Origin of the sequence: Cognatundibacterium rugosum (assembly GCF_014284365.1) — a bacterium.
GTDB classification, from domain to species: domain Bacteria; phylum Pseudomonadota; class Gammaproteobacteria; order Burkholderiales; family Burkholderiaceae_D; genus Undibacterium; species Undibacterium rugosum.
In genome coordinates, this window is sequence record NZ_JACOGG010000001.1 from 350,956 (window position 1) to 363,021 (window position 12,066).

The window sequence follows — 12,066 nt, forward strand, 5'->3', positions numbered from 1 at the left end:
CCGGTTAGTACAGCAAGGTGAAGACGGTAGCAAGCCGTCATTTTTGTTCCACGCGCTTTTTCAGGTTTGCCAGACCAGCCGCGAAATCCGGACCCAGCATTCTATCCATAAACGGGGTAAATAGCTTCATCAGTAACTGCCCCTGATTATTGCCTTGCATTTCCCAGGTCAGCTTGGTTCCTCCCGTTTGCGCTTCCAGCAACAGCGATCCGGTTGAGGGGGCAGCCATGCCTTCGAATTGCAGCTCATAACGCAGCAGCCTTGCGGCTTGCGCCTCGGTGAAGCGCATACTGCCATTGCCCTGGGTTCTGCTTTGCCACTGCCAGACAGCCCCAGTCCCGCTCTCTGGACCTGAGAACTGGATTTGCATAGCCGGATCGCGTTGATTCCAGACTGACCATTCTTTCCAGGCTTTTGGTGCCGCCAGATAGGGATATATCTGTTCTGGCGTGGCTTGAATTTGTATGCTGCGGGTTACGGTGTAGTGATCTGGTTGCATCCACGCAAACGCCAGCGCCAGCGAAATGAGGATCAAAATAGTAATAAATAAGCCACGGATAATACGCATCGTCGTCTCCTGGTTTGGGTGGGAAAAGTGATTCACAACATCATGTGGATAAGTTTGTGTATTACTTTACTGCAAATGGTCAACTTGGCCGATCGTTCTCTGGTGTATAGCATTCATCGCCACCTTCTTTCAAGGTAGCAAGCCAACATGCGGCTATCTTACTCTTGCTATGGTTTTTTCCCAGTGATACATGACTTGTGCTGTCAGCCTACGTTGTATTGCTTCGCGTTAAGTGGTGGCCTCCGATGCTTTTGCGCAACCATTTTTTATTTTATGAAACAAATTTTGTAACAAAAACAGCAACTGTTTATATTTATGTTATTTTATTAACATATTAAATATTCTGAACTGATGTACACACTAAGGCGGTTTGTCGATGAACCCGGTGATGACTTTGCATCAGGACACAAAATAATGAAACAGGAGGCATTTGTGTCTGGACTACTACTTTTTGGACTATCGTTGCTGGTACTGTTGTTATTTGCCTGGGCTCATGTGCGGCGTTCGCGTCGTTTAATGAATTATGCATTTGCGGCGATGGTGTCCACCAGCCTGGTGGGTTGGTACACCTTTATTTTTCCAGAAGGCCTGCAACCCATCTTCTTCATTGGCACCTTGTTGACGGTGACTGTAATTTCATTCTTTTTTTACGCGGTCTATACCTACGATACGGTGTTGGATAAAGTCACAGATTAATTGACGGCATTTTTTTGTGATGAACGCCGGCACAGGTTTCTATTGCCATCCCTCACACCTGATTCCATCCGGATCACGGTTTCTGGATGCTGTTAAAGCACTGGCATCCAAACACGGAATCCTGGTTTTTGTATTGAAACCGGGTATCCCTTTAATCTTAAAATTTATATAATAATCAGGTTTTGAAAGGGAAACTTTCAGAGCCAGGTAGTCTGTTTCGCCTGTTCATGGCTGCTACTACGAATTGCGCCAGACTCAAATAGCTGATCAGCCTGTACTCATGAGAAAAACAAAAGGGAAAAGATGTTTAAAAAATTCAATGGTGTGACCATGCTGACGATTGCTGCTTTGCTCAGCGCCTGCGGTGGTGGTGGCGGTAGCACGGATGGTAGTAGCGGCAGCAACAGCGGTGGCGCAGCGACGGCCAGTTTTTCTGTCGGTGGTACGGTCTCAGGATTAGCAGCCGGAAAACAAGTGGTTTTACAAAATAATGCAGGAGACAACCTGACTGTGAGCGCAAATGCAGCGTTCACTTTTGCTGGCAAGGTAAATCAAAACGCAAGTTATGCGGTCACAGTGGCGACCCAGCCTGCGGCGCAAACCTGCACGGTTTCCAATGGTAGTGGTAGCAATGTCGTGGCGAATATCAGTAATGTGGCCGTCAACTGCGTGACTGATATTGCGGGTGTTGTTACTACCTTAGCTGGCGGCGCTTGGGGGGCGGTTGATGGCACTGGTACAGCAGCGGGTTTTGATAATCCGGTTGGAATTGCGACTGATGGCAGCAATGTGTATGTGTCCGATATGTTCAGTTCCACGATACGTAAAATAGCGATTTCCACTGGTGCTGTGACTACGCTGGCAGGTAAAGCATACGCATCAGGCAGTACTGATGGCATCGGTGTGGCTGCGCGGTTTGATTACCCTAAGGGTCTCTATGCCGATGGAGCGAATTTGTATGTAACGAGTAATGCCACAGTACGCAAGATAGTGATGGCAACGGGCGCGGTGACGACCTTGGCTGGAAAGTACATGACTTTTGGAAATACCGACGGTAACGGTAGCACAGCGCTATTTAATAATCCCTGGGGCATTACCGGTGACGGTGTGAATCTGTACGTGACAGATTTGGGAAGTCATACGATACGTAAGATCGTGATTGCGACCGGTGAAGTGACAACGCTGGCTGGCAGAGCGGGATTATCAGGTAGTAATGATGGTTATGGTGTGGCTGCACTGTTCAATAAACCCTTGGGCATCACGACAGATAAGTCCAGCTTGTATGTGACTGACTCTGCAAATCAGACTATCCGTAAAATCGTGCTTGCGACAACTGAAGTGACGACGCTGGCTGGCAAGCCTGGTGTTGTTGGGAATAGTAATGGCACAGGCGCTGCGGCCAGTTTCAAGTCGCCAATAGGCATTGCGACGGATGGCACGAATTTGTTTGTATCCGACTCAGACAATCATACCCTGCGCAAGATCGTGATCGCGACTGGTGCGGTCAGCACCCTGGCGGGTACGGCAGGCAGCTTAGGCAGTACAGATGGCAGTGGCGCAGCAGCGCGCTTCTATTATCCTTTCGGTGTCGCGACGGATGGTAACAGCCTGTATGTCGCAGACCGTGGTTATCACCTGATACGCAAGATACGTTAATCAGTGCGAACCTGATTTCGATGTGAAAACGCCCCGCTCAGATGAGCGGGGCGTTGCTTTTTCTGGCCAGGGAATAATCAGCGCACATCCAGCAATTCAATATCAAAAATCAGCGTCGAGTGGGGCGGTATCATGGCACCAGCACCGCGTGCGCCATAGGCCATTTCTGAGGGCACGATCAGGGTACGTTTGCCGCCTACCTTCATGCCGACCACGCCCTGATCCCAGCCTTTGATGACTTTACCTGCGCCGACCGGGAAGCTGAACACGCCGCGTCCGACTGAGCTGTCGAACTGGGTGCCACGTTCTCTGGGGGCGAAGGAGTCATAAATCCAGCCGGTGTAATGCACGATCGCGATATTGCCAGACTGCAGTTCTTTGCCACTGCCGGTTTTCACATCCAGTTTTTGTAAACCGTTGTTGATAATGCTGCTTGCTTCTGTGCTGGCGCTGGTTTGTGCCTGCACCGGTAAGGCGCTGATGGCCAACAGACTCAGTAAAGCGGCTAACAATCTGGATCGCATGGGTTTTCCTTATAGTGAACAATAACAATGAGACAGGAATAATAAAGGTTCAGGATTTTGCCTGACGGATTTTTTCTTCGAACGCGAGGTCCAGCTTACTGGCTTTCTTTGCTGGTGCTTTCATGATCGCATTCACACAGGCGACGAAAGCATCCATTTCCAGTGCCTCGCTGGCTGTGACAGTTTTACCGTCGGCATCTTTACGGGTCAGGAAAAACCGGCCGTCGGCCATATTGACCATGGAATACGTTGCATCCTGACTGCGTTCTTTCAGCCTTTGTACAGCGTGACTTGCTTTGGTGCTACGTGCCATTAGCGGATTCCATATTTACGCAGGATTTTGTCGGTAGTGCCGTCATTATCGAGTTCTTTGTTGAGCTTGTTAAACAGATCTATACGTTGTTTATCCATCGCCAGATGGCACAGCATATTGAGTTCGATATGCTTATAACGTGTCGCTTTAACGATATCACTAGCATAGCCTTGTTGCTGGGCGATATACAAGCCATGCAATTCCGAGACTATCCAGTAATCGATACGGTTATTGAGTAAGAGACGGGGATTATCTTCGTCCTGCCCAGCAAATTGTATGTTATATCCCTGCTCGGCCAGTTGCAGTCCGGTTGCCGCGTTTTTGTAGGAACCTATCGCATACGGTTTCGCATCTTCAAAGCGCTTTAACACACGGCTGTCATTTTTTCTGCCGTATAAGACCCAATGATCTGTGGTCAGCGGGCCTACCCACTGAAAATACTTTTCTCTTTCCTGTGTGCGACGAAAGGCAAACAGACAGGCATTTTCTTCATTTTGTGCGGCATACAGGCCACGTGCTAATGAGGTGCTGGTCAGACTGGGATTTTCGCCCGCCCGTTTCATGATTTCCTGTACTTTTTCCGTTACATAGCCACGGATTTCGCCGGTTTTCGTATCGGTATGGGTAAATGGTGCAAATTCCTGTATGTACAGCCGTATGCTGGTCGCCTGCGCATAAGCAGACCGGCTGGGCATAGCGCAAAGCAGGAGAAACGCAGCGAGTACCGGAAATTTCAACACGTTAGACTTTCTTGTTTTACTGCGGCGCTCATGCATTTGAGAAAACGCCGGACTGGTGCATGTTGCCTGTCTGCGGTTAAGAATTCCGCCTGACAGTTGGCAGCCCACTATTGTAGTGGAAAAAAAATTGTTAGAACAATCTTGTTTTTGATGAACATCGGTCTTTTTGCTGCGATATGTCGTTTATCTGTTGTCCCAGACCAGATGAGCACGCTACAGAGCAAGCGACTCTCGACTGTCTAATTGCCAGCATTGTCCGATCAGCGTAAAGCTGGCCGCGATCATCGCTTCATGTTGCCGCTTCGCACTGCAGACGAAACTTAATTCGCTGTTGACGCTGACGGCATCGGCGATCACCAGACCATGCGCATGGGCTTCGCGTATCGCAATGGAGTCGCGGATCAGGCTTAGACCGACGCCGGATTTCACCAGATCCAGCATAGAGGGTTCCTGATCGACCAGAGCGACCTGACGTGGCAGTTGTCCACAGGCCGCAAAAATCGGGGTCAGTAAGCGGTGATGCGCTGATTCCGGGGGCGTCCAGATCCATGGTAATTGCGCTAACTGTTCCCAGGATTTCCCTTGCACCCGGCTTTGCCAGCCGCTGGGTGCGACCACGCGGTAGGTGAACGGGGTCAGGCTGATACTGTGTAAGGGATTTTTCGTATCCTGCGGCACCTGACCCAGATAAAACCCCACATCCAGATCACCTTGCCGTATTTGTTGCAATACCGAGCCCGACATACCCTGACGCAGTTTGGTAGACAGTTGTGGATAAGTTTCCATCAAGCGCTTCAGAAACAGACCGAGACGGGTAAATTCCGGATCAAGTATCGTTCCTATCGCCAGTTCGCCCGAGATGGTGGAATGCAGGGAGGCAAACGCCTGGCGGAATTCTGCAGTCGCAGCCAGCACCCGTTCCGCATAGGGCAGCAGTTTCGCGCCATCATTGGTCAACACCATTCCGCCTGCACTGCGGCTGAATAACTGCAGGCTCAGATTTTCCTGCAGGGCTTTGAGCTGCAAGCTGACGGCAGGTTGGGTCAGATGCAGACGTTCAGCCGCACGGGTCAGATTGCCTTCGCGCGCGACCATTACAAAAGCGCGTAGCTGAGTGAAATCCATGATTGTTACCTGATGGGGGAAAGTAGTGAAAAAGCAATTATAAGGAAGTCTTATATTGCGTTTGATAATAACTCATTAGATTTCCACACGCGATATGTTTAGGCTAAGCGGTAATCGTTTCAGAACCGTGGCAATGCAGCGTACAGCAAGCGATAGCGTCGTTGTAGGCCAGCGCCAGCGTTCGTTCCCAATTTACGCAATCAGGATTACTAACTCAGGATAACGAAGAGATGAGCAGCATCATTCAACATTTTATCGGTGGACAGGTCGTGGAGTCCGTCAGTGGCCGTCGTCAGGATGTGAGCAACCCAGCTACCGGCCAGGTGGTGGCGCAGGTCGCTTTGGCCAGCGTGGACGAAGTACAGCGTGCAGTGGCTGCCGCCAGTGCTGCAGCGTCGGGCTGGGCAGAGACCGCACCGCTAAAGCGTGCGCGTGTGATGTTTAAGTTTAAGGAACTACTGGAACAGCATCACCAGACCATCGCTGCCATGATTACACGCGAACATGGCAAGGTCTTGTCGGATGCGATGGGGGAAGTCACACGCGGCATAGAAATTGTGGAATTCGCCTGTGGTATTCCGGCTTTGCTCAAGACCCAGTTTTCCGACAATATCGGCGGCGGTATCGATAACTACAACTTGCGCCAGCCGCTGGGCGTCACGGCGGGGATTACACCGTTTAATTTTCCATTTATGGTGCCGATGTGGATGGCGCCACTCGCGATTGCAACTGGCAATCCTTTCATACTCAAACCTTCCGAACGTGATCCTTCCTGTTCACTGTTCATCGCTGAATTATTCCGTCAGGCTGGTTTGCCGGATGGGGTGTTTAACGTAGTTCAGGGCGATAAGCTGGCGGTCGATGCGCTGTTGCAGCATCCTGATGTAGCGGCGATTTCCTTCGTTGGCTCGACCCCGATTGCAGAATATATATTCACGGAAGGCACACGCCTGGGTAAGCGCGTGCAGGCGCTCGGCGGCGCAAAAAATCATTTGGTGGTGATGCCGGATGCGAATCTGGAGCAGGCAGTCGATGCGCTGATGGGTGCAGCCTATGGCTCAGCGGGTGAGCGCTGCATGGCGATTTCAGTCGCAGTCGCTGTCGGTGATATTGCTGATGCGCTGGTCGCGGCCTTGGTGCCACGGGTACAGACATTAAAAATCAAAAATGGCATGGAAGCCGATGCAGAAATGGGGCCGGTAGTGAGCGCAGCTCACAAAGAAAAGATCATCTCTTATATCGATGAGGGCGTGGCGGCTGGTGCTGCTTTACTGGTGGATGGCCGCCAGTACAGCGTGCCGGGTCATGAAGGTGGCTACTTCCTGGGTGGCAGTTTATTCGATCATGTACAGGAAGGTATGCGCATACATCGTGAAGAAATCTTTGGTCCGGTTTTGTGTGTGATACGCGTACCTGACTTCGCCAGCGCAGTGGCTTTGATTAACCGGCACGAATTTGGAAATGGTGTTTCTTTATTTACCGCAGATGGTAATACTGCGCGCGAATTTTCTCGTCGTATTCAGGTTGGCATGGTCGGTATCAATGTGCCGATTCCTGTGCCTATGGCCTGGCATTCATTTGGTGGCTGGAAGCGTTCTTTGTTTGGTGACATGCATGCCTATGGTGAAGAAGGGATACGTTTTTATACGCGCTATAAATCCATCATGCAGCGCTGGCCAGAAAGCATCAGCAAAGGTGCCGAGTTCACGATGCCAGTCGCTAAATAAGGCATGTGAATTGCAGCAGCCTGGGGACGGCCTGCCATTTTCATTGCGATAAAAGATGAAATTGCGCATACAATCTTTGCGCTGTGTCATCTTCTTTCCGGCACAGTCCGACCCGAAGAAAAATAACCTGGAGACCTTATGCCTTCCATGCAGCAGCTTTTTCCTTTACCGATTATTCAGGCACCGATGGCGGGTGGCGCCACTACCCCTGAGCTGGTGGCCGCCGTGTCTCAGTTTGGTGGCCTGGGTTCGTTGGCCGCGCCTTTGTTGGCACCGCTGGCGATTATTGAGCAGGCTGAGCATATCCGTCGTCTGACCGATAAGCCATTTGCGATCAATCTGTTTGTACAGCCACGGCCACAAATCGATTTTGCTGCGTTGGAAGCAGCTAAAGTCTTGTTACAGCCAGTCTGTGCAGAATTGGGGATGGAAAATCTGCCAACGCCGACCCGTTGGTGTGAGGATTTCGACGCTCAGCTTGATGCGCTGATTACGGCGCGTCCAGCGGTCGCCAGTTTCACCTTTGATGTCTTGCATGGCGCGCAGCTGCAGCGTTTGCAAGCCGCTGGTATTCGTGTGATTGGTACTGCCACCAATGTGGCGGAAGCCATCGTCTGGCAAGCCATGGGCGCAGACGCGATTTGTTTGCAAGGCACGGAAGCCGGCGGCCATCGCGGCACCTTTATCGGTGCGCAGCAAGACGCGCGGCTGGGCGCGATGGAGTTGCTGGCTGCCTGCCGTCCGCTGATACAAACACCTTTAATCGTGGCGGGTGGCATCATGGACGGCGCTGGTATTGCCGCCGCGCTGGCAGCGGGTGCGCAATGGGTACAGATGGGTACGGCTTTTTTGTGTTGCCATGAATCCGGCGTATCCGCGTTGTACAAAGAGATGCTGCAGAAAGCGAAAGGCGACAGCACGCGTCAGACCCGCGCCTTTTCGGGACGGCTGGCACGCGGATTGGATAACCGTTTCATGCAAATGATGGCCAATGTGGCCGATCAGGTGCCTGCTTATCCGGTCCAGAATGCCTTGACCGGTGCGATCCGCAGTGCGGCCGCCCAGCAGCAAAGGCCGGACATGATGTCGCTTTGGTGTGGACAGGGCGTGTCGCGTAGCCGCGCCATGCATGTGGCGGAACTGATGCAGACACTCATGAACGAAGTGCAGGCAGCATCCTGAAAGGATAAAAGCGATGCAGACGGCAGGACACTATGATTACATTGTGATAGGCGCTGGCACTGCCGGTTGTGCGCTGGCCAATCGCTTATCTGAAAATCCTGAGCACCAGGTTTTGCTGATCGAAGCCGGCGGTCGCGACGACTACTTGTGGATACATATCCCGGTCGGCTATCTGTATTGCATCAATAATCCACGTACAGACTGGATGTATCAGACAGCGGCTGAAACCGGCTTGCATGGCCGCAGTCTGATTTATCCACGCGGTAAAGTGCTGGGTGGCTGTTCATCGATAAACGGCATGATCTACATGCGTGGTCAGGCCCGTGATTACGACGAATGGGCGCAACTCAGTGATGATGCGAGCTGGCGCTGGGATCAGGTTTTGCCCTTTTTTAAGAAGAGTGAAGATCATCATGCCGGAGTCAGCACATTTCATGGCGCCGGTGGCGAATGGCGGGTAGAACAGCAACGTCTGTCCTGGGAAATTCTGGATGCTTTCCGTGATGCTGCCGAGCAAAGCGGGATACCGAAAACCGAGGACTTCAATCGCGGGAATAACGAAGGCAGTGCCTATTTCGAGGTGAATCAAAAACGCGGCATACGCTGGAACAGTGCCAAGGCGTTTTTGAAGCCCGCTGCCCGTCGTCCTAACCTGACCATCATGACGGGTTGCCAGGTGCGCAAGCTGCTGTTGCAGCCACACACCAGCCAGGATCAGGCGTGGCGCTGCACCGGGGTGGAATTTGTCGGCGGTGGTCAGGAATGGAGCGCGACTGCACAGCGCGAAACCGTGCTGGCCGCCGGTGCCATCGGGTCGCCCGCGATATTGCAGTTATCAGGAATAGGTGATGCCGGCATGTTGCAACAGGCCGGCGTCGCTGTGCAGCATGTGTTGCCCGGTGTCGGTCACAATTTGCAAGACCATTTACAGCTACGTTCGGTATATCGCATTCAGGGTGCGAAGTCCCTCAATACCATGGCGGCCAACTGGTGGGGTAAAGCGCGTATAGGCTTGGAATATTTGCTGCGTCAGAGTGGACCCATGTCGATGGCACCGTCGCAGCTGGGTGCTTTTGCACGCTCGCATCCGGGCTTACTCACACCGGATTTGCAATACCATGTACAGCCTTTATCGCTGGATAAATTCGGTGATCCGCTGCATGATTTTCCGGCCTTTACTGCCAGCGTTTGTCACCTGCGTCCGCAATCGCGCGGTACGGTGCGCATACTGAGTCCGGACTTCAGTGCCGCACCGGATATCCGTCCGAATTACCTGAGCACAGAGTATGACCGGCAGGTGGCTGCTGCTGCACTCAGGCTGACCCGCAAGATCGTTGCTGCGCCTGCCTTACAGAAGTATTTGCCGCTGGAAGTCAAACCTGGTGCGGACCTGCGTTCTGACGAAGAACTGATGCACGCAGCCGGGCAAATAGGCACCACTATTTTTCATCCGGCCGGTACCTGCAAAATGGGACAGGCCGGCGATGTCAGTGCGGTGGTTGACAGTCAGTTACGGGTATTTGGCGTGGGTGGGTTGCGCATCGCCGATGCATCGGTGATGCCAACTATTACTTCAGGAAATACCAATTCACCGACGCTGATGATCGCTGAAAAAGCAGCGCAATGTATGGTGCAGAACGCTGCCTGAGAAAATAGATGAAAAAGATGGAACAGTAAAACTACGTACAGTAGTTTTACTGTATTGTTGTATTCCGCTTATGCTGCGTACTATCAGGACAGCGTAGTTGTCAGCAATTAATAAAGCAGAGATGCTCAGCATCCGCATACAGGCATAGACACAGATGCCGAAAAAAAATGCCGCTGCATCGACAGCGGTTTTGTCAGCACAGAGCAGGTTTGCACGTCGTCAGATTGCGCAGATCAGAACAGTGCAGGATGGACAGGAGACAGGGTGACTACACACAGAAGTCTGTGTCATCACGATCGTCTCCACCGTTCTGACAGACAGACAAGGAGACGAGATGACCGATGTCATCCTGGAGACAAAGCGCCTGACCAAAGAGTTCAAAGGCTTCACTGCCGTGAACCAGGTCGACTTACAGGTAGTGCGTGGACATATCCATGCATTGATCGGACCTAACGGTGCCGGTAAGACCACCTGTTTTAATTTACTTACCAAATTCCTGATCCCGACTTCGGGTCAGATCCTGTTTAACGGAAGCGATATCACGGCTGCGCAACCGGCCCAGATTGCGCGTCAGGGCATTATCCGTTCCTTCCAGATTTCTGCCGTATTTCCACATATGAGTGTGCTGGAAAATGTGCGTATCGGCTTGCAGCGCACACTGGGGAATTCCTTTCATTTCTGGCAGAGCGACCGACAGCTGGCGCGTCTTAATGAGCGTGCGATGGCGTTGCTGGAACAGGTCGATCTGACCCAGTTTGCGGATACGTTGACGGTGGACTTACCGTATGGCCGAAAACGTGCGCTGGAGATCGCCACCACGCTGGCGATGGAGCCGGAACTGATGTTGCTCGATGAACCTACGCAGGGTATGGGTCATGAAGATGTACACCGTGTGACCGAGCTGATACGACGCGTGGCGCAGGGTCGCACGATTCTGATGGTGGAACACAATATGAGCGTCGTGTCTGGCATCTGTGACCGGATTTCTGTCTTGCAGCGCGGTGCGATTTTGGCCGAAGGCGATTACGCCACCGTGTCCAGCGATGCGCGCGTGATGGAAGCCTATATGGGCAGCAGCAGTGCAGAACTGGAAGGAGCCCACGCATGAGCCAGCCGCCTGTCTGCGCATTGAGAATCCAGGACTTGCAAGCCTGGTATGGCGAATCCCACATCCTCCACAAAGTGAATCTGGAAGTACATGCCGGTGAGGTCGTTACTATCCTGGGTCGCAATGGGGCCGGACGCACCACCACCATGCGCGCCATCATGGGCCTGACCGGACGGCGTCAGGGCTCAGTGCAGATTTATGGCAAGGAAGCGATCGCTTTACCGACTTACAAAATCGCACATCTCGGGGTTGGGTATTGTCCTGAAGAGCGCGGTATTTTTTCCTCCTTGTCTACCGAAGAGAATCTGTTGTTGCCGCCACAGGTGGCACGTGACAGTCAGGGCATGTCTGTGGATGAAATCTACGCCATGTTCCCGAATCTGGCGGAACGTAAACACAGTCAGGGCACCCGTTTGTCCGGCGGCGAACAGCAGATGCTGGCGGTTGCACGCATCCTGCGTACCGGTGCACGGCTGTTATTGCTAGATGAAATTTCCGAAGGTCTGGCACCGGTGATCGTACAAGCCTTGGCGCGCATGATCCTGACGCTGAAGGCACGTGGCTACACCATCGTCATGGTGGAGCAAAACTTCCGCTTTGCCGCGCCGCTGGCCGACCGGTTTTATGTGATGGAACATGGCCAGGTGGTCGAGCATTTCGCAGCGGCGCAATTGCAGGAAAAAATGGCCGTTCTCAATGAATTACTGGGTGTCTGAGTTTGCATCAATTGCTTGTAGCTGAACCGTAGCGGTATCCCTGGCCGGTCATACACAGACCGG

Annotated in this window: 12 protein-coding genes; 7 read left to right on the forward strand and 5 right to left on the reverse strand. The window is 52.4% G+C overall.

Translation table 11 applies throughout. The features are described from left to right. Positions 1-37: 37 nt before the first annotated feature. Entirely contained in the window at positions 38-568 is a 531-nt protein-coding gene (locus tag H8K47_RS01450; protein ID WP_186879638.1) for an SRPBCC family protein, read from the reverse strand. Positions 569-1,000: 432 nt separating this feature from the next. Here H8K47_RS01450 and H8K47_RS01455 point away from each other — a divergent pair, with 432 nt between their 5' ends. Both H8K47_RS01455 and H8K47_RS01460 read left to right on the forward strand, forming a co-directional pair. Further along, the gene (locus H8K47_RS01455; protein ID WP_186879639.1) at positions 1,001-1,264 is read left to right on the forward strand and encodes a hypothetical protein; all 264 of its coding nucleotides are present in this window, start codon (positions 1,001-1,003) and stop codon (positions 1,262-1,264) included. Between the two features lie 303 nt (positions 1,265-1,567). Continuing rightward, the gene (locus H8K47_RS01460; protein ID WP_186879640.1) at positions 1,568-2,920 is read left to right on the forward strand and encodes an NHL repeat-containing protein; all 1,353 of its coding nucleotides are present in this window, start codon (positions 1,568-1,570) and stop codon (positions 2,918-2,920) included. A 77-nt stretch (positions 2,921-2,997) separates the two neighbouring features. Here H8K47_RS01460 and H8K47_RS01465 read toward each other — a convergent pair whose 3' ends face one another. From H8K47_RS01465 to H8K47_RS01480, 4 genes are all read right to left on the reverse strand, one after another. Beyond that, positions 2,998-3,444 (reverse strand): FKBP-type peptidyl-prolyl cis-trans isomerase, encoded by a 447-nt coding sequence (locus H8K47_RS01465; protein ID WP_186879641.1) that lies wholly within the window; start codon positions 3,442-3,444, stop codon positions 2,998-3,000. Positions 3,445-3,493: 49 nt separating this feature from the next. Beyond that, complete coding sequence (locus H8K47_RS01470) at positions 3,494-3,757, reverse strand: hypothetical protein (RefSeq protein ID WP_186879642.1); 264 nt, start codon at positions 3,755-3,757, stop codon at positions 3,494-3,496. Continuing rightward, positions 3,757-4,452, reverse strand: a complete 696-nt coding sequence (locus tag H8K47_RS01475; RefSeq protein WP_186879643.1) for a substrate-binding periplasmic protein — start codon at positions 4,450-4,452, stop codon at positions 3,757-3,759. The genes H8K47_RS01470 and H8K47_RS01475 overlap by 1 nt, the downstream gene beginning before the upstream one ends. A gap of 258 nt (positions 4,453-4,710) precedes the next feature. Beyond that, positions 4,711-5,622, reverse strand: coding sequence for a LysR family transcriptional regulator (locus H8K47_RS01480; protein ID WP_186879644.1), 912 nt, complete (start codon positions 5,620-5,622; stop codon positions 4,711-4,713). 230 nt (positions 5,623-5,852) lie between these two features. Here H8K47_RS01480 and H8K47_RS01485 point away from each other — a divergent pair, with 230 nt between their 5' ends. The 5 genes from H8K47_RS01485 (at position 5,853) to H8K47_RS01505 (ending at position 12,003) form a co-directional block, all read left to right on the forward strand. Further along, positions 5,853-7,349 carry a CoA-acylating methylmalonate-semialdehyde dehydrogenase gene (locus tag H8K47_RS01485; protein WP_186879645.1) on the forward strand — a complete coding sequence of 499 codons (1,497 nt, stop codon included), beginning with the start codon at positions 5,853-5,855 and terminating at the stop codon, positions 7,347-7,349. A gap of 138 nt (positions 7,350-7,487) precedes the next feature. Continuing rightward, entirely contained in the window at positions 7,488-8,531 is a 1,044-nt protein-coding gene (locus tag H8K47_RS01490; protein WP_186879646.1) for an NAD(P)H-dependent flavin oxidoreductase, read from the forward strand. 13 nt (positions 8,532-8,544) lie between these two features. Beyond that, on the forward strand, positions 8,545-10,179 hold the full coding sequence (locus H8K47_RS01495) for a GMC family oxidoreductase (protein WP_186879647.1): 1,635 nt from the start codon (positions 8,545-8,547) through the stop codon (positions 10,177-10,179). Between the two features lie 334 nt (positions 10,180-10,513). Further along, positions 10,514-11,287 (forward strand): ABC transporter ATP-binding protein, encoded by a 774-nt coding sequence (locus H8K47_RS01500; RefSeq protein ID WP_186879648.1) that lies wholly within the window; start codon positions 10,514-10,516, stop codon positions 11,285-11,287. Next, on the forward strand, positions 11,284-12,003 hold the full coding sequence (locus tag H8K47_RS01505) for an ABC transporter ATP-binding protein (protein ID WP_186879649.1): 720 nt from the start codon (positions 11,284-11,286) through the stop codon (positions 12,001-12,003). Before H8K47_RS01500 ends, H8K47_RS01505 begins: the two co-directional genes overlap by 4 nt. Positions 12,004-12,066 lie beyond the last annotated feature (63 nt).